General features: G+C 71.0%; 18 protein-coding genes and 1 tRNA gene. 10 read left to right on the plus strand and 9 right to left on the minus strand.

The window, feature by feature from the left end; all coding sequences use genetic code 11:
* Window positions 1–45: 45 nt before the first annotated feature.
* A complete protein-coding gene (locus tag AC5RWQ_RS03270) occupies window positions 46–1074 on the minus strand; it encodes a helix-turn-helix domain-containing protein (protein WP_494281256.1) in 1029 nt (342 codons plus the stop codon).
* Window positions 1075–1137: 63 nt separating this feature from the next.
* On the opposite strand from AC5RWQ_RS03270, the gene AC5RWQ_RS03275 reads away from it, so the two are divergent.
* From AC5RWQ_RS03275 to AC5RWQ_RS03295, 5 genes are all read left to right on the plus strand, one after another.
* On the plus strand, window positions 1138–1857 hold the full coding sequence (locus tag AC5RWQ_RS03275; protein WP_494281257.1) for a PP2C family protein-serine/threonine phosphatase: 720 nt from the start codon (window positions 1138–1140) through the stop codon (window positions 1855–1857).
* A 51-nt stretch (window positions 1858–1908) separates the two neighbouring features.
* A complete protein-coding gene (locus AC5RWQ_RS03280; protein WP_494281258.1) occupies window positions 1909–3093 on the plus strand; it encodes a GNAT family N-acetyltransferase in 1185 nt (394 codons plus the stop codon).
* Window positions 3094–3153: 60 nt separating this feature from the next.
* The gene (locus AC5RWQ_RS03285) at window positions 3154–3903 is read left to right on the plus strand and encodes a ZIP family metal transporter (RefSeq protein WP_494281259.1); all 750 of its coding nucleotides are present in this window, start codon (window positions 3154–3156) and stop codon (window positions 3901–3903) included.
* 93 nt (window positions 3904–3996) lie between these two features.
* Window positions 3997–4275, plus strand: coding sequence for a hypothetical protein (locus AC5RWQ_RS03290; RefSeq protein ID WP_494281260.1), 279 nt, complete (start codon window positions 3997–3999; stop codon window positions 4273–4275).
* Window positions 4247–5191, plus strand: coding sequence for a hypothetical protein (locus AC5RWQ_RS03295; protein WP_494281261.1), 945 nt, complete (start codon window positions 4247–4249; stop codon window positions 5189–5191). Before AC5RWQ_RS03290 ends, AC5RWQ_RS03295 begins: the two co-directional genes overlap by 29 nt.
* A gap of 23 nt (window positions 5192–5214) precedes the next feature.
* On the opposite strand, the gene AC5RWQ_RS03300 is transcribed toward AC5RWQ_RS03295, so the two are convergent.
* From AC5RWQ_RS03300 to AC5RWQ_RS03310, 3 genes are all read right to left on the minus strand, one after another.
* A complete protein-coding gene (locus tag AC5RWQ_RS03300) occupies window positions 5215–6297 on the minus strand; it encodes an NAD-dependent epimerase/dehydratase family protein (protein WP_494281262.1) in 1083 nt (360 codons plus the stop codon).
* Window positions 6298–6342: 45 nt separating this feature from the next.
* Window positions 6343–6636, minus strand: coding sequence for a hypothetical protein (locus tag AC5RWQ_RS03305; RefSeq protein WP_334486417.1), 294 nt, complete (start codon window positions 6634–6636; stop codon window positions 6343–6345).
* A 62-nt stretch (window positions 6637–6698) separates the two neighbouring features.
* Window positions 6699–7178 carry an anthrone oxygenase family protein gene (locus tag AC5RWQ_RS03310; RefSeq protein ID WP_494281263.1) on the minus strand — a complete coding sequence of 160 codons (480 nt, stop codon included), beginning with the start codon at window positions 7176–7178 and terminating at the stop codon, window positions 6699–6701.
* A 143-nt stretch (window positions 7179–7321) separates the two neighbouring features.
* On the opposite strand from AC5RWQ_RS03310, the gene AC5RWQ_RS03315 reads away from it, so the two are divergent.
* A tRNA-Lys gene (locus AC5RWQ_RS03315) sits at window positions 7322–7396 on the plus strand.
* 71 nt (window positions 7397–7467) lie between these two features.
* On the opposite strand, the gene AC5RWQ_RS03320 is transcribed toward AC5RWQ_RS03315, so the two are convergent.
* Window positions 7468–8649, minus strand: coding sequence for a low temperature requirement protein A (locus AC5RWQ_RS03320; protein WP_494281264.1), 1182 nt, complete (start codon window positions 8647–8649; stop codon window positions 7468–7470).
* 176 nt (window positions 8650–8825) lie between these two features.
* Window positions 8826–9500 carry a cytidylate kinase family protein gene (locus AC5RWQ_RS03325; RefSeq protein ID WP_494281265.1) on the minus strand — a complete coding sequence of 225 codons (675 nt, stop codon included), beginning with the start codon at window positions 9498–9500 and terminating at the stop codon, window positions 8826–8828.
* A gap of 267 nt (window positions 9501–9767) precedes the next feature.
* Between AC5RWQ_RS03325 and AC5RWQ_RS03330 the strand changes: the two genes are divergently transcribed.
* The 3 genes from AC5RWQ_RS03330 (at window position 9768) to pyrF (ending at window position 11704) form a co-directional block, all read left to right on the plus strand.
* On the plus strand, window positions 9768–10163 hold the full coding sequence (locus AC5RWQ_RS03330) for a nuclear transport factor 2 family protein (RefSeq protein WP_494281266.1): 396 nt from the start codon (window positions 9768–9770) through the stop codon (window positions 10161–10163).
* Between the two features lie 261 nt (window positions 10164–10424).
* Complete coding sequence (pyrE, locus tag AC5RWQ_RS03335) at window positions 10425–10949, plus strand: orotate phosphoribosyltransferase (RefSeq protein WP_494281267.1); 525 nt, start codon at window positions 10425–10427, stop codon at window positions 10947–10949.
* A gap of 32 nt (window positions 10950–10981) precedes the next feature.
* Complete coding sequence (gene pyrF / locus AC5RWQ_RS03340) at window positions 10982–11704, plus strand: orotidine-5'-phosphate decarboxylase (protein ID WP_494281268.1); 723 nt, start codon at window positions 10982–10984, stop codon at window positions 11702–11704.
* Window positions 11705–11915: 211 nt separating this feature from the next.
* On the opposite strand, the gene AC5RWQ_RS03345 is transcribed toward pyrF, so the two are convergent.
* Complete coding sequence (locus AC5RWQ_RS03345) at window positions 11916–13370, minus strand: hypothetical protein (RefSeq protein ID WP_494281269.1); 1455 nt, start codon at window positions 13368–13370, stop codon at window positions 11916–11918.
* Window positions 13371–13756: 386 nt separating this feature from the next.
* Between AC5RWQ_RS03345 and AC5RWQ_RS03350 the strand changes: the two genes are divergently transcribed.
* Window positions 13757–14350, plus strand: coding sequence for an esterase/lipase family protein (locus AC5RWQ_RS03350; protein ID WP_494281614.1), 594 nt, complete (start codon window positions 13757–13759; stop codon window positions 14348–14350).
* Window positions 14351–14374: 24 nt separating this feature from the next.
* Here the strand turns inward: AC5RWQ_RS03350 and AC5RWQ_RS03355 are convergent, their stop codons facing one another.
* Window positions 14375–14584: a tautomerase family protein gene (locus AC5RWQ_RS03355; RefSeq protein ID WP_494281270.1), complete on the minus strand. Its 210-nt coding sequence runs from the start codon at window positions 14582–14584 to the stop codon at window positions 14375–14377.
* 11 nt (window positions 14585–14595) lie between these two features.
* The gene (locus AC5RWQ_RS03360) at window positions 14596–14997 is read right to left on the minus strand and encodes a nuclear transport factor 2 family protein (protein ID WP_494281271.1); all 402 of its coding nucleotides are present in this window, start codon (window positions 14995–14997) and stop codon (window positions 14596–14598) included.
* Window positions 14998–15091 lie beyond the last annotated feature (94 nt).

The raw sequence follows: 15091 nt of genomic DNA on the forward strand, positions 1-15091 counted from the left end.
GCCGGCCGGCGACGTGCGACTGGGCTGCCCAGGGGCCGGGACCGTTCAGCCGGCCGGGCGGGCCGGCACCCGGTGCTGCACCGCCCAGAGGGCCGCCTCGGTGCGGGACGCCGAGCCGGTCTTGCGGAGCAGGTTCGACACGTGCACGGTGACCGTGCGCACCGAGATGCCGAGCGCCCGGGCCGCCTGCTTGTTGGACATCCCGGCGACCAGGCAGCCGAGCACGTCGACCTCCCGGCCGGTCAGCTCGGCGTCCGGCGGGGCGGCCGGCCGGGGCGCCGGCAGTCGCAGGTGCTCCGGCAGCGGCTGGCGGACCAGCGCCGCCGGGTCCCGCCCGGCGTACGCGGCGAGCAGCTCGGTGAGGGCGTACGGGTTGCCGCCGGTGCGGTGCCAGACCGCGGTGGTCACCCGGTCGGCGGGGCACCGGCCGCCGTAGACCTGGCGGAGCACCTGGGCCACCTCGGTCACGCCCAGCGGTCCGAGGTGCTGGCGCACCGCGCCGCGTACCCCGCAGAGCCGGGACAGCGCGCGGACCGCGAGGTCCGGCGCGACCGCGTCGGCCGGCGGCCGGCTCGCCACCACCAGCAGGGCGGGCAGCTCCGGGGCGGTGGCCAGCTCGGCGACCAGGTTGAGGCTGGCCGGGTCGAGGGCGTGCAGATCCTCCACCACCAGCACGGCCGGGCCGGCGCCGACGAGCAGTCGGACCGTGCGCACGGCCAGCCGGAGCAGGGTGCCGGGCGCGTAGCGCTCGCGCGGGGCGGTGGGCTGCTGGGCGAGCCAGGCCAGCGCGTCGGCCGGCAGGTCGAGCCCGCTGGTGTCCCGGCCGCTCAGCACTGCGGCCAGCCAGTCGTACGGGGCCGGGTCGTGCACCCGGGCGGCGCCGGAGAGGATCACCGAGGGACGTGGGGTGAAGCCCTCGACGGCGGCGGCGACCAGCAGGCTCTTGCCCACTCCGGCACCTCCGGTGATCACCGTCACAGCGGGCGACGGCCGGCCACCGTCGGCCACGGTGGACCACGCCCGGTCGAGCTCGGCACGCTCGCCAGCCCGGCCGACCATGGACACCGGCATCATTTCTCACACCCTACGCACTAGTGCGTAGAGACGAATGCAGGGTGTTCTTGGCAAGCTTGTCGCATGACGCTGATCCTCCGCTCGGCCATCCTCAACGACGTCGGCCTGGTCCGCACCAACAACGAGGACTCCGCCCTCGCCGGTGACCGCCTGCTGGCGGTGGCGGACGGCATGGGCGGGCTGCCCGCCGGCGAGGTGGCGAGCGAGATCGTCATCCGGATCCTGGACGAGCTGGTCCCGCCCACCGTCCCGGACGAGGCCGCCGAGGCGCTGCGCGCCGTCGTCGCCACCGCCAACCAGCGCATCCGCGCCGCCATCTCCGCCGACCCGGCACGCGACGGCATGGGTACGACGCTCACCGCCGGCCTGCTCGCCGGCGACACCCTGGTCCTCGCCCAGGTCGGCGACTCCCGCTGCTACCTGCTGCGCGACGGGGAGCTGACCCAGCTCACCCGGGACGACACCTTCGTGCAGGCGCTGGTCGACCAGGGCGCGCTCTCGCCCGACCAGGCCCGGCACCACCCACAGCGGTCCCTGGTGACCCGGGCGGTGCAGGGCGCGGACGCCCCACCCGCGGTCGGCGTGCTGACCATGTTCGCCGGCGACCGGGTGCTGCTCTGCAGCGACGGGCTTTCCGACTACGTCACGGACGAGGCGATCCACGCGACGCTGACCACCTACACCGACCGTCAGCAGTGCGGCGAACAGCTGGTCAAGCTGGCCCACCAGGCCGGAGCACCGGACAACGTCACCGTCGTGGTCTCCGACGTGGCCGACGCCTAGAACCGGACCAATCGGGTTGCGGCGGACCGCCGGTCGGGTTGGGATGGACGGATGCTCATCCGTCGCCTGGCCGCCGAGGAACGACTGACCACCAGCTTCCCGCTCCAGGCGTACGCCTTCGAGGGGTCCCCGCCGGCCCCGGAGCGGGTCGACGCGTTCCACCGCTACCTGCCGTACAACAAGGGCAACCGGACGCTGGTCGTGGAGGAGGGAGGCGAGACCCAGGCCACCGCGAGCGCCATCCCGATGCGGCAGAACCTGCGCGGCGCGGTGCTGCCGATGGCCGGGGTGGCCGGGATCGCCACCCACCCGCTGGCCCGTCGGCGGGGCCACGTGCGGGCGCTGCTGCACCAGCTCCTCGACGAGATGCGCGACGGTGGGCACCCGCTGAGCGCCCTGTACCCGTTCCGGGCCAGCTTCTACGAGCGGTTCGGCTACGTGGGGCTGCCCCGGGCGCGTACCGTCCGGTTCTCCCCGGCGGACCTGGCGCCGCTGCTGCGCACGGAGCTGCCCGGCACGGTGAGCTGGGAGCGGATCGGCACCGGCTACCCCCGCTTCCGCTCGTTCACCGAGCGCTGCCTGCGGGAGCGGCACGGCTTCGCGATCTTCCCCGACTTCCGCGACGTCGGGCTGCGGGACCGGGACGACCGCTGGCTGGTCACCGCGACGATCGACGGCAGCGTGCTCGGCGCGCTCACGTACCGGATCGACGACCACGGCGGCGAACTGGTCGGGGACGACCTGCTCGCCGCCGACCCGTACGCCCGGGCGCTGCTGTTGCAGTTCCTCGCCCGGCACGTCGACCAGGTGGAGCGGATCAGCCTCCAGCTTCCCGCCGACGAGCTGCCGGAGCTCTGGCTGACCGACCTGGCCGTGCACGTGGAGGCCCGGGTGTCCCGCCCCGGCTCGCCCGCCCCGATGGCCCGGCTGCTCAGCGTGGACGCCCTCGCCGGGCTGCCCGCCGGCCCGGGCCGGGTCCGGGTGGAGCTCGTCGGGGACCGCTGGCTCGCCGGCATCCACCTGCTCGACGGCACCACCGGCCGCCTGGAGCTGACCTCCGGCGGCCCGGCGCCGGCCGCGACGCTCACCGCCGCCGGGCTCTCCGCCCTGGCGTACGGGGTGCTCGACCCGGCCGAGGTGCACATCCGGGGCCTGGGCGACGTCACCCCGGAAGCGGCAGCCGAACTCCGCCGCCTCTTCCCCCGCACCCTCCCCCACCTCTTCGCCGACTTCTGACCCCCACCCCCCGGATCCGCGGGCGGGTTGAGTGGGGGTGGGCGGGGGTACGGTCTGCGGGTGCCGGAGTGGTTGCAAGCGGGTGCGTGGGGTCTGCTCGCCGGTTCCGCCCTGTTGATCGGGGCGGTCGCCGGATATTTCGCCCGGGTGCCCCGGAAGGTCATCGCCTCGATCATGGCGTTCGGTGCGGGCGTGCTGCTCTCCGCCGTCTCGTTCGATCTGATCGCCGAGGCGCACGAGCAGGGCGGGCTGCTGCCGACCGCGATCGGGGCGGCGGGCGGGGCGTTGGCGTACACCGGGGCGAACGTGCTGCTCGCCCGACGGGGCGCCCGGCACCGCAAGCGCTCCGGCGACGTACAGCCCTCCGAGCAGGAGCAGCCCGGTTCCGGTTCGGCCATCGCGGTGGGCGCGCTGCTGGACGGCGTACCCGAGTCGGTGGTGATCGGCGCGAGCCTGCTGGCCGGCGGATCGGTCAGCCTGGTCACCGTCGTCGCGGTCTTCCTCAGCAACGTGCCGGAGGGGCTGTCGAGCGCCGCCGGCATGCGGCAGGCCGGCCGCACCCGGCGGTACGTCTTCCTGCTGTGGACGGCGATCGCCCTGGTCAGCGGCGCGGCAGCGCTGGCCGGCTACACGCTGCTCGGCGGGGCGCCGCCGGAGGTGCTGGCCACCATCACCGCGCTCGCGGCGGGCGCGATCCTCGCGATGATCACCGACACCATGGTCCCGGAGGCGTTCGAGGACGCCCACCTGCTGGTCGGCCTGATCACCGTCCTCGGCTTCCTGGTCGCCTTCACCCTCTCCCACGCCTGACCACCCCACCCCACGCCGGTGGGAGGGTTAGGCGTGGGTTAAGAAGGGGTGCGGGATTCGTTTGCCGGGGGTTGGGGCTCCTAGCATCGGCGGGTGCGCGTGAAGTCCGTTGTCGCTCTGCTCGTCCTCGGGGTCGCCACCGCCACCCTGCCCGGGTGCGGCGGCCAGCAGGCCGGCGACGACCAGCCGGTGATCGTCTCGGCCACCGGCACCCCGGCCGGCACCCCGGCCGCCTCGCCCACCGGCCCGGGCCGGTCTGGGCGCCTCCCCCGCGAGCCCCACCCCGAAGCCGTCCACCGCGACCGGCAAGGCGCTCGTGGCGGGCAACCCGAACGGTGGCGCGGTGATTCCGGCCGAGGCGCGGGCGGTTGACACCTCCCGTCCGACCAGGACGGTCGGCACCGGTACGCCGGCGAGCTGCACCTCCGACGCGGTGGTCCGGGCGGTGGCGGCCGGCGGCATCATCACGTTCAACTGCGGGCCGGCCCCGGTGACCATCACGATGAAGGCCACCGCGAAGGTACGCAATGCCAACGGGCCGCGGATCGTGCTGGACGGCGGCGGCAAGGTCACCCTCAGCGGCGGCGGCGTACGGCGGATCCTCTACATGAACACCTGCGACGGCGCGCAGGGCTGGACCACCTCGCACTGCCAGAACCAGGACCACCCGCAGCTCACCGTGCAGAACCTGACCTTCGCCCGTGGCAACTCCACCGGCGAGAAGGCCGAGGGTGGCGGCGGTGGCGCGGTCTTTGTCCGGGGTGGCCGGTTCAAGGTGGTCAACTCCCGCTTCGTCGACAACCGCTGTGACCGTACCGGCCCGGACCTGGGCGGCGCGGCGCTGCGGGTGCTCAGCCAGTACGACAACCGGCCGGTGTACGTGGTGCACAGCACCTTCACCGGTGGGGTCTGCGCCAACGGCGCGGCGCTGAGCAGCATCGGCGTCTCCTGGGTGGTGCTGAACAGCGTGCTGCGCGGCAACCGGGCGGTCGGCGACGGCGCGAACCCGGCGAAGGCCGGTACACCGGGCGGCGGCAGCGGCGGCGCGATCTACTGCGACGGCAACGAGTTCACCGTGCGGATCGCCGGCACGATCATCGAGGACAACCATGCCAACGAGGGCGGCGGCGCGATCTTCTTCGTCAGCAACGACCGCACCGGCACGATGCGGATCGAGAACTCGACCCTGCGCCGCAATCCCAGCGACGCCTTCGAGACGAAGGGCCTCCCGGGCATCTTCTTCCTCGGCGCCCGCCCCCCGACGATCACCGCCACCCGCCTCAGCTGACCCGGCCAGCGGCCGGTCCGGGGTCAGTAGGGGTTGCCGGTGCCGGGGACGCGGGCCTTCAGCAGGCCACCCGGGCGACCGGGGAGGTCGTCGGCGCCGGACATGGGCGGGCCTTCGGTGTGTGCCCCGGCGGCCATGCCGGCGAAGAGTTCCTTGAGGGCGGTGAGGGCGTCGATCTTCGGCTGCCAGCCGAGTTCCGCCTCGGCCCGCTCGCTGGACATCAGCGGCGCGTTCAGGCCCAGCTCCACCCAGCCGGCGTCGACCGGCTGGAGCCGGAACCGCCAGGTCAGCGCGGCCGCGGCACGCAGCACCGGGGCGGCCACCGGGATCGTCCAGCCCTTGAAGTGGCGGGCCACCAGCTCCGGGGTCAGCACCGGGTCCGCGGCGACGTTGAACGCGCCGCGCGCATCACCCAGGACCGCCTTCGCGTACGCGTCGGCGACGTCGTCGGCGTGCACCGCCTGCATCCGCAGCCGGCGGTTCGCGGGTACGACGGGGATGCGCCCGTAGCGCAGCAGCCGCACCGGTGCGAGCGGCCCGAGGAAGTACCGGGTGATCTCGGTGCCCGCGTCCCGCTGGAAGATCAGCCCGGGGCGCAGCCGGACGACCCGCAGCTCCGGGTGCTCCCGCTCGACGGTGTCGAGCATCGACTCGACCTCGGCCTTGTCCCGGCTGTACGACGACCCGGGCACCCCGGTCGCCGGCCACCGCTCACTGATCGGGTGGTCCTTCGGGCCGGGCGCGTAGGTGCCGACGGACGAGGCGTACACCAGGGCGGGAACGCCGGCCCGCACGATGGCCTCGGTCACCGCGCGGCTGCCGCCGACGTTGGTCCGGTGCAGCGTGCGCTGGTCGTGGCTGGGCTGAATCTGCCAGGCCAGGTGCACGACCGCCTGCGCCCCGGCGAAGATGGCGGCGAGCTTCCCGGCCGCGTCCGGCGCCCCGACGTCGCAGGAGTGCCACTCCACCTGGTCGTACGGCGCGCCGGCGTCCGGACCGGGCAGCCGCCGGGCGACCCCGACCAGTTCCAGCCCCGACTCCTGGCGCAGCCGGCGCAGCAGCGCCGTCCCCACGTTGCCGCTGGCCCCCACGATCACGATCCGCATACCGGGTGCCGTACCCGTTGAATCGGACTCCAACCCCCGGACCGGTCAGGGTCGGGGTGACTGCCGCACCCAGCTCTTCTCCTGCCGGCGGCGCCCCTGGGTGGCGGCGAGGCAGCGCGGGCAGATGAAGCCGACCGGGTCGGCCGAGGTGAGCACGTCGGTCGAGGAGTAGTCGAACGGCACGTGCGGGAAGCGGCGCAGCCGGGTCCGGCTGAGCTGGAGCCCGCAGACGGTGGAGTTCTGGCCGGGCTGCCAGGCGTGCACCTCGCCGCCCGGCTGGCGGGTCCCGTCCGGGCCGGTCTCCTCGCTCGACGCCGCGACGGCCGGGGTGCTGCTCATCCTCATGCCGTCCCCGGTTCCCCCGCCTGGCGCTTTCAGACCTGCCCAGCCCTGCCCGGCGCTCAGGCCCGCCCGGACAACAGGGCGCCGACCAGGCAGGCGAACGCGGCGGCGTTCGTGACCGTCCGGGCCAGGTTCCACCGCACCCAGGTCGTCTCGAAGGCCGCCCGCACCGACCCCAGGTCGGCGATCCGGTCCACCGGCCCCGCCGCGTCCAACCGGTCGTTGAGCGGCACGCTGAACCGCAGGGTGATCAGCAGGGTGGCACCGTAGAGCACCAGCGCCGCGACCGTCCAGGCCAGCACCGGTCCGCCGACGGTCAGGTGCAGCGCCACCGCCACCGCGATGAGCAGCGCCGCGCCGAGAAAGGCGGCCAGGAACCAGCCGTTGAGGATCCGCCGGTTGATCGACTGCATCGTCCCGACGAACGTCCGGTCGTCCACCGCCGCGAGCCCCGGCATGACCGAGCAGGAGTACGCGAAGAAGAGCCCCGCCATCAGCCCGGTGACTACGGTGGCGGCGGCCAGGGAGATCGTTCTCATGCCCACCAGGCTGGTCGTGCGCGACTCGCCTGTCCATCGCCGGGCGGCTCGGACGCATACGCAGGCGTCTGCGGGGTGGGGCGTCGACGGGGGGCGGAAGCCGGCAGGCCGGGGCCGGTGAGGTCCGGTAACCTGAGTGCCGCGGGCCGCTAGCTCAATGGCAGAGCTGTGGACTTTTAATCCATAGGTTCAGGGTTCGAGTCCCTGGCGGCCCACCATTTACCGCCTCTGAACTGCGGAAACGCCGGGAATAGAAGAACAGCCTCAAGACGTGGGTGACAGTTTTCGGCTAGCCGGGTGGTGACGGCGGCTCGGGTGGGCGTCCGCGGGCGCGGGCTGCGTCGGCGATGGCGATCCCGGTGAGGACCGCGATGGCGGCGATGGCGGCCAGTATCGGCGGCAGGAGGAGCATCGGCGGTGTCAGGGCGACCAACACGAGCAGCCCGATCACCCGGTCCCGGGACACGCGACTGAACACCGCGTACTCGAAGAAGGAACGCCCGACCAGGAACAGCGCGGGCCCGCCGAGGATGACGGCGACCCAGACCGGCCGTGCGTGCCCGAGTGGATGGGCGATGAGGAGTTCGTCGCCCACCGCGGTCGCGACGATGCCGGCCATCATGAGCAGATGAGCGGCTAGCGCCGACAGGGCTAAGCGGTCTGGGTGGGGCGCCGCTGCGATGGCAGCCGGCAACAACTCTCCCGAGCGGTAGATGTAGATCCGCCAGAACAGCGCCGTGCCGACGAACGACACCACGAACGCCGCAGTCCGATCAGCCGCGAAGCCGCTGCCACTGAGGGTCAACGCGGTGACCAGGATCAACTCGCCGAGCGCGACGATAAAAAGCTGCCGGTACCGCTCGGCGAGATGCTCGGCCGCGATCGGGAACTCCGATTCGGGCGAGCGACCCAACCCCGGCGTGGGGAAGCGGAATCCGCGTGCCGTGTAGTCCACGGCCACCGCCAGCGTCCACAGCGCCCCGCGCGCCGCACCGTGCGCGAGCGCCCCCGCGATCCACGGCACCGCCGACACACCAAACCAGAACAACACCCGCACGCTTCTGCTCTGCAACTCGTGGCCACGCAGAGCGAGGACGAGGAAGAGTTGGCGGCCGACATGGATGGCGACGTACGTGCCTGCGAAGACCAGACCTCGCTCGCCGAACGCGTCGGGCAGCGCGACCACCATCACCAGACTGCCGAGCATGGTCGCGGTGACCAGCAGCTGTATCGCCGGCCGCTGCGGGTCGTACAAGTCGGTTATCCACGCCGTGATGGACCAGACCCACCACATCGCCAACAGCAGCACCAGCGTCTGGAAGGCGCCGCTCCACGTGAGATCCTGGATCAGCCCGTGCGAGAGCTGGACGAGCGCGACGACGAACACCAGGTCGAAGAACAGCTCCAGAAAGTTTGCCCGCCGCGGCGCTTCGGGTCTTCGCAGCAGCTTGGCACCGCTCGTCGTCATCATCCCGCCCGTTCTGCCGGCTTTGTCGGAGGCTTGAAGCATTCGTAACACGCGGCGACGTTGGCGAGGAGGATCTGCGGCCGCGGCCGCGTTACACGGGCGGGCGACGGTAGAGGCAGGTCAGTTCGTCCTCGCCTGCCCCGCTTGACACAGGGCTACTCATGCCGAACTGAGCGCGGTCAGTGTGTTTGGGTCTTCCAGACCGGCTGCTGAGGCTCGTCGTTGTGCACGATGATGTCGACGTGATCGGTCGGGCGGACCGTAGCGAAGTAGAGCTGTTGGGAGGGGATGTAACGCTCGCGCCAGCGCCGTTCGACTTCGGCCCGAGATAACACCCGGCGCTCTCGGATCACGGCACGATCCACAGTCTTCTCGAGCGCGGTCGACACGAAGATGCGCAGATCCCACCGATCAATCAGTTCCGGGCGCATGAGGAAGACGCCGTCGAAGACCAGCACGGCGTCGGCGGGGGCGGTCATGACCGGCGGGGACAGGGCAGTATCCGCGGTGCGGTCGTACACCGCGTATTGGAAGCGTCTATCTCCGCCTGGGCCGAGCGGATCGAGCAGAACCCGGTTCAGCGCGTCGTAGTCGTGGGTGTCGAAGTAGCAGCCTTCGGCCGAGTACTCGCCGCGCGGATAGCGCTGCGCCCGTGGGAAGAGGAAATCGTCGATCGTCGCGCGGATGACGTCGCGGCCCTGTATGCGCAAGGCGACGGCCAGTTCGTCGGCGAGCGTCGTCTTGCCTGCGGCTGGCGGTCCGTCGATGGCAACCCGCGTCGGATGTGCGACTGTGACGGACCCGACTGCCTCAGCCAGGCGGCCGAGCAACTCGTCGCGGGTGCCTTGGTCCATGTCCTACCCGTCCTCGCGAAGGTCGCCATGTCGAGCCGACCTTATGCGCGCCAGGCCTTTCGCGCGCGCCACTGTCCGAGTGAGCGAGATTGCCGCATGTGGAAGTGGCTGCGGTCGCGGCGCACAAGGACTGTCATGCCGGCTGCGCGGCACGGCGGCGGTCGAGCGCCACGGTAGAGACGTCGGGCAGCGGCATGGTGGTGTTCGAGGCAGCAGTGTGGCCCAATCCCCGCCGTCAGGGCTCAGTCAAGGGCAAGCTGGATGCTTGTGGACAGGGAGCAGGTGACTGGCTGGCTTGGGGCCTACGAGCAGGCGTGGCGGGTGCCGGGGACGGAGGTGCTTGCCGCGATCTTCACCGCAGACGCGAGCTATCTGCAGGGGCCCTACCGGACACCGATCATCGGCCTGCCGGGCATAGCCAGGATGTGGGAGGACGAGCGCGCCGGCCCAGACGAGGTGTTCCAAATGACGAGCGAGATCGTCGCGGTGGAGGGCGACACGGCGGTGGCGCGGGTTGAGGTCCGGTATGGCGACCCAGTCGACCAGGAGTACCGCGACTTGTGGGTCATGCGCTTCGCCGAGGACGGGCGCTGCAGATCGTTCGAGGAGTGGCCCTTCTGGCCGGCGCAGCCGACCGCCGGCTCCCGTCCCGATGGGAGCTGATCCCTGGCGGCCCACTCCATGACTTGATCTCGTTGTTGACCTGGCGCTTTTGCGGTTCGTGTGACCGGAGAGTGCATCCAACCGGTGGCGGTGCACGAACCCGCAGGGGCCGGCCGGTGCTGCGGTATGCCGCTGATCGATGGACCACGAGTCGGCCGGCATCCCCCGCGTTGTCGGCGGCATGCGGGAAGTTCAGGTGGCCAACCGGACATGGCATGGGCGGCTGGTAGCCCGCCTCTGTCGGGATGCGACGCTGGAGGCGTGACTTCCTCGCTCGCGCGTCGTGTGTATGAAGCCTGCCATCTGACCGGGTCGTTCCGCCTGCGCTCCGGGCAGTTGAGTGATGAGTACTTCGACAAGTATCTGTTCGAGGCGCAGCCCGGTCTGTTGCGGGAGGTTGCCGAGGCGATGGTCGCCTTGCTGCCGGAGTGTGACGTGCTGGCAGGGATGGAGATGGGCGGCATACCGATCGCTACCGTGATGTCGCAGCTGACCGGACTGCCGACGGTCTTCGTTCGCAAGCAGGCCAAGGAGTACGGGACCGGCAAAGCGGCCGAGGGCGGCCCCGTGGATGGCCGGCGCGTCGTGGTGATCGAGGACGTGGTCACGACCGGCGGGGCGCTACTGGCGTCGTGTCGGCAACTGCGAGCCAGCGGCGCTCTGATCGATACGGTGGTCTGCGCCATCGATCGCGAGCAGGGCGGACGGGCGAATTTGGCGGCCGAGGCGCTGCGGCTATACGCCGCTCTCAGCCGTCGCGATCTCGAGTCCTTCTCGCCGGCGTGACAGCTGCGCCGCGGAACCCGCATGATCAGCGGGTGAGCACGGCACGCCGCATCATCATCGCGCTCGACTTCGACAACCTTCATGACGCCGAGGCGATCGTCGACCGGCTGGGTGACGCTGGTCAGTCGTACAAGGTGGGCCTGGAACTGCTGACCGTGGCCGGCCCGGCGCTGGCGGCCAGGCTGGTCGGCGAGGGCAAGGATGTCTTCCTGGATCTCAAGCTGTTCGAGATCCCGACATCGGTCGCCGGCGCCGTCCGCGCAGCCGGCCGGCTCGGCGCGACGATGGTCACCGTGCACGCCATGGGCGGCTCCACAACCATGGAGGCAGCGGTACGCGCGGCGGCCGACTTCCCGCAGCTACGCGTCATCGCGCTGACCGTCGTCACCAGCCTCACCGACACCGACCTTGCCGCCATCGGGCTGAGCGCCACGATCGACGAGCAGGTCATCCGGCTGGCCCAGCTGGCCAAGCGCGCCGGCTGTCACGGAGTGGTCGCCTCACCCCAGGACGCAGCGTTGCTGCGCGCGGAACTCGGCCCGAACATGTTGATCGTCACGCCTGGCGTGATGCTGCGGCCTGAGCTGACCGCCGTGACCACCACCGAACACACCCGGCCGGCGGATCCTGCGGCCGCGATCCGCGCCGGCGCGACGCACATCGTGATCGGTCGCCCGCTGACCCGCGCACCAGATCCAGCAGCTGTCCTCGCCCAACTTGAAGAGGAGCTAAGTAGGCTTCAGGCACCCAGCTAACGGCAGGTCCGACGGCTGCCAGGCCGGGCCGGCGGCGTCCCGGGCAGCGATCTGCGCGCCACGGCGGCGGTCGAGCGCCACGGTGACAAGATGCTCCGGCTCCCCCGGCGGGGTGCCGTGGCACATCGAGCCGAATCCTCCCTGGCGGCCCATCAATAGTGAAACGCCCAGGTCATTCGACCTGGGCGTTTCACTGTCGAAAACTGGCCGATCACTGAGTCGGGCAGCCGCTCGGCGGGTCGTTGTACTCCTTGGTGTAGACCCGCACGAGCATGCGGCGGTTCTTGTATTCGGTGAACGTCCACAGATGGCCGTCGCCGGCCGAGCTGACCCAGTACGACATCGCCTCGGCGTTGTCCACGTAGACGCCGCGCGAGGCGCAGACACCGTCGCCGTCGTGCTCGTACCACAGCTCGCTGCCGTCGGTGCCGGGCAGCGTGCGGGCGACGAAGAACTCCGGACGGCCCGACGTCGAGTTCGGCCGCTGTACGACACCCTGGACGCCCTGGAAGTTCGTCCCCGCGAGTCGGGTCGCGCTGACCGGCGTGGTCGAGCCGGTGTCGATCCGGTTGATCAGCGTGTCCGTTGGCCAGTTGACGATCCGCACGTCGTAGGACGCCGCCGTCATGTCGTCGGCGCTGCGGTACTCGGAGGTGACCAGCGAGTTGTCCGACCACTGCAGCGACAGACCGGAGATGCACAGGTTGCTGTAGAAGCTCGCTGGCGTCCGCAGGCAGCGGTCACCGGTGGTGGTGAAGGTGCCGGCCCGGAACATGACATACCGGTAGCCGCCAGCGCAGAGCTGGGTCCCGCCGCTCGGGTTGGCGATCTGGCCGACATCGTTGACGCTGCTGGCCGCGTGATTCGGACCGCAGGTGGTCTCGGCCGGGATCCGGTAGGTCCGGCGGGTGTCGAACACCATGATCTTGCCGGAGGTCACCGCGACGAACATGTACGGCCCGTACCAGGTGACGCCGCCGCCGTGCACGTTGCAGATCGGCTTGAAGGTCAGGCCATCGGAGTTCGGGGCGGTCGGCGTCACCAGCAGCACGTGCCGGTAGTCGCTGTGGGTGCCGTCGGTGTAGGGCCGCTGGATGAACGACGCCCGCAGACCCACCGACGCCTCGGGGTCGTCGGCGACACCAGGGCACTGCACCCGGTTGTCCGCCGCTGCAGCCTGTCGCCACAGGCCCACCACCTGGTCGCTGCCGGGGACGTAACCGGCCTGCTGAGCGGCGTCCTGCGAGCTGGTGACCGCCTGGGGAATCCACGCGTCGGACGTCTCGTCGGCGCCTGCGAAGCACCACGCCGCCAGGGTGTAGGCCGCGTCGGCCGCGGCGATCGCGGACTTGGCACTGCTGCAGTTGCTGTGGGTCTTGTAGTACATCTGGTGGTTGGTGTCGTTGTAGACCTGGGTCAGGCCGGGAGTGCCGGTGAGGGCGCCGGCTGCGGCCGCCGTGTCGACCGCGGCCAGCCCGGCGGCGTCGGCGGGCTGCCATACCAGCTGTTGCAGGTCCGTCAGCGGCTTTCCGCTGTCCACATACGGCGTGACGTTGTCCCAGCTGACCGCGTATGCGCTGGTGGGGGCGATGGTGGTTACCGCGAGTGCGGCAGCCAGCAGCGTCGTGCCGAGCGCCCAGTGCCTGAGCCTGGCGGATGTCCGCATCCGGTTCTCCCGTGGTTCGCCGCCACATCGACCGAACGCGTCCTCTACGGACGATCGATGCGCAGTGCGCTTCGATGATCGCGAACGCTAACAGAAGGGCGCTCCGGCTCAGCCCAGTGGCACCGACGGTCACAGCATTGGCCCAATACGATGACGTCGGATCGGATCTCCCTCCTGAGCCAACTGATCCATACCGTGGGTTCGTACGAGAGCGACAAGCAGTGGGGTGAGAATTCGATGTCCTATCCGATGCCGCGGTATCCCGGCGACTCCGGCACCACCAGCGCCACCTTCCGGCGGGCTGATGCACCGCCCGATCTGGAGATCGGGGTCAGGAGCAGGGTGGGCTACCTGGCGACCGGCGCGAGCACCGACGGCCAGTTGACATCAAGTACAACGGCGACACCACCGCGACATCGATCAAGACGGTGGGCAGGTCGCTGGCCAACGAGATCTACAACCGGTACTCGGTGCGGGGCGTGAAGGTCGACGTGGTCGGTCACTCCATGGGCGGGCTGGTGATCCGCTCGGCTCTCACCGAGGTGGCCAAGAGGACCTCGGGCTACCCGCCCTACGTCTACGCCGAGGACGTCGTGACGCTGGGCACCCCGCACGGCGGCGCGACGTTCGCCGGCTGGTGCAGCCTCACCCCCTGGCTCCAGTGCAAGGAGATGCAGACCGGCAGTAGCTTCCTGAGCGGGCTGGCAGCCCGTCCGCAGTCGGCGATGGGAACCGACTGGACGGTGGTCTCGTCATTCGACGACGGGGACGTGGATGCCGCGTCCGGGGTCGCCATGAGCGCCCAGCACAAGATCCAGTACGACGACGGGCTCGACCACACCGCACTCAGGACGGCGACGGGCAGCTACCTGGCGAGGTACTGGCACACCGCGAGCAGCGACGTGTGGAGCGCCTGGGGCACCCGGGTCGGTCCCCTGCGCTGGGCGAAGAACGCCTGCTACTACCAGACCTCCACGTGACCCCACCGGCCCCGCCGCCCGACGTCACGGAGCGTTGTGCCGCCGCCGGTACTCCTCCGCGGGAACGCCACCGACACCCCAGTTGTCGAGCGGCACCTCGTCGATGACGACGTGCGTGGTGGCGGGGTCCTTGCCCAGGACACGCTGGAGCAGCTCGGTGACCCCGGCGATCAGGGCGGCCTTCGCGGCCGGCGTCACGCCCTCGTCGGTGACGCGGATGTTCACGTAGGGCACGGTCTGAGCTCCTAGCTCTCGTCGAGGTCGTAGTGGAAGACCTTGCTGATGATCTGCCAGCGGTCGTCCAAGCGGATCATGGTGAGCAGGTCGGTGAAGCGCTTCGGGCCCATGGCGAGGGTGACGACGGCGAGGGCGGTCACCGGCCCGGCCAGGTGGATCGACGCGATGCTGTCGCGGCGCTCTTCGCCGCGAGACGCGGGCGAGGGCCGGGCGTCGACGATGGGGAAATACTCGTCCATGGTAAGTCGGGTGAGGGTGCCTTCGGTGGCGGTCGCGTACACCGCCGCCGGGTGGAAGACCTGGGCCAGCCGGCTGACGTCGCCGTGGTGGAGGCCGTCGAAGTAGACCGCCAGGGCACGCTCGATCTCGGCGCGGGTCCGCGGGTCCGGTTCGGTGAGTACGTCGTTCATGCCGCCTTGTCCCCTACTGGTCGTCCCGGCTGCCTCGCTGCCTCCGGGATCCGCTCCACGGTAGGAGCGCTGCCGGTATCGGTCCAAGACCAAG

Source organism: Micromonospora sp. BS32, from assembly GCF_059089345.1.

What these genes read in the sequence shown, in the direction of transcription:
- AC5RWQ_RS03270 (WP_494281256.1), bottom strand. Translation starts at nt 1,074, where the DNA reads ATGATGCCGGTGTCCATGGTCGGCCGGGCTGGCGAGCGTGCCGAGCTC.
- AC5RWQ_RS03275 (WP_494281257.1), top strand. Translation starts at nt 1,138, where the DNA reads ATGACGCTGATCCTCCGCTCGGCCATCCTCAACGACGTCGGCCTGGTC.
- AC5RWQ_RS03280 (WP_494281258.1), top strand. Translation starts at nt 1,909, where the DNA reads ATGCTCATCCGTCGCCTGGCCGCCGAGGAACGACTGACCACCAGCTTC.
- AC5RWQ_RS03300 (WP_494281262.1), bottom strand. Translation starts at nt 6,297, where the DNA reads ATGCGGATCGTGATCGTGGGGGCCAGCGGCAACGTGGGGACGGCGCTG.
- AC5RWQ_RS03305 (WP_334486417.1), bottom strand. Translation starts at nt 6,636, where the DNA reads ATGAGCAGCACCCCGGCCGTCGCGGCGTCGAGCGAGGAGACCGGCCCG.
- AC5RWQ_RS03310 (WP_494281263.1), bottom strand. Translation starts at nt 7,178, where the DNA reads ATGAGAACGATCTCCCTGGCCGCCGCCACCGTAGTCACCGGGCTGATG.
- AC5RWQ_RS03320 (WP_494281264.1), bottom strand. Translation starts at nt 8,649, where the DNA reads ATGATGACGACGAGCGGTGCCAAGCTGCTGCGAAGACCCGAAGCGCCG.
- AC5RWQ_RS03325 (WP_494281265.1), bottom strand. Translation starts at nt 9,500, where the DNA reads ATGGACCAAGGCACCCGCGACGAGTTGCTCGGCCGCCTGGCTGAGGCA.
- AC5RWQ_RS03345 (WP_494281269.1), bottom strand. Translation starts at nt 13,370, where the DNA reads ATGCGGACATCCGCCAGGCTCAGGCACTGGGCGCTCGGCACGACGCTG.
- AC5RWQ_RS03360 (WP_494281271.1), bottom strand. Translation starts at nt 14,997, where the DNA reads ATGAACGACGTACTCACCGAACCGGACCCGCGGACCCGCGCCGAGATC.